This is a genomic window from Escherichia sp. S10b (genome assembly GCF_028421345.1).
Classification (GTDB): domain Bacteria; phylum Pseudomonadota; class Gammaproteobacteria; order Enterobacterales; family Enterobacteriaceae; genus ECMA0423.
Genome location: NZ_JAHZSO010000099.1, coordinates 1 through 592, shown reverse-complemented (window position 1 = coordinate 592; position 592 = coordinate 1). Strand labels below are relative to the sequence as shown.

Genomic DNA, 592 nt, shown 5'->3' with positions numbered 1-592 from the left:
GAAATAAGCAGGTGGTGTTACTCATTGCCGGAATATCCGGCATCGCGACGGGAATAATCGTCAGCCTGAATATCCCCTTTATCCATCAGGGGCTTTTTTATCCCGCCAGCCCTGTAGAAATTGTCGTTTCGCTGTGCCTTACCTTTTCTGTTTCTGTTGTGTTTTTTGTGGGGGCAATTGTGGGATGGATTTCGGTGTCTGAAATATATTACAGCCGCAGGACTGGACGGAAATATCGGGATATTCCTGCTGAAATGTCGTATGCGCCGGGAGAACAAATTAAGGGAGGGCAAGAATGATGCCACGCATTAAACCTCTTCTGGTTCTTTGTGCTGCTTTACTGACGGTCACACCCGCAGCGTCAGCGGATGTGAACAGCGACATGAATCAGTTCTTTAACAAGCTGGGCTTCGCCTCCAATACCACACAGCCGGGCGTCTGGCAGGGGCAGGCCGCCGGTTATGCTTACGGTGGCTCCCTGTATGCCCGTACTCAGGTCAAAAATGTTCAGCTGATTTCCATGACGCTGCCGGATATCAATGCCGGATGTGGCGGCATCGACGCCTATCTCGGCTCGTTCAGTTTTATTAAT

General features: G+C 50.5%; 2 protein-coding genes. Both read left to right on the top strand.

Going from position 1 to position 592, the window contains the following annotated elements; all coding sequences use genetic code 11:
• The coding region (trbJ, locus tag FTE26_RS07850) for a P-type conjugative transfer protein TrbJ (protein WP_272457535.1) at positions 1-299 on the top strand (299 nt) is incomplete at its 5' end.
• On the top strand, positions 299-592 hold a 294-nt coding region (locus tag FTE26_RS07845; protein WP_272457536.1), incomplete at its 3' end, for a conjugal transfer protein TraH. The genes trbJ and FTE26_RS07845, both read left to right, overlap by 1 nt.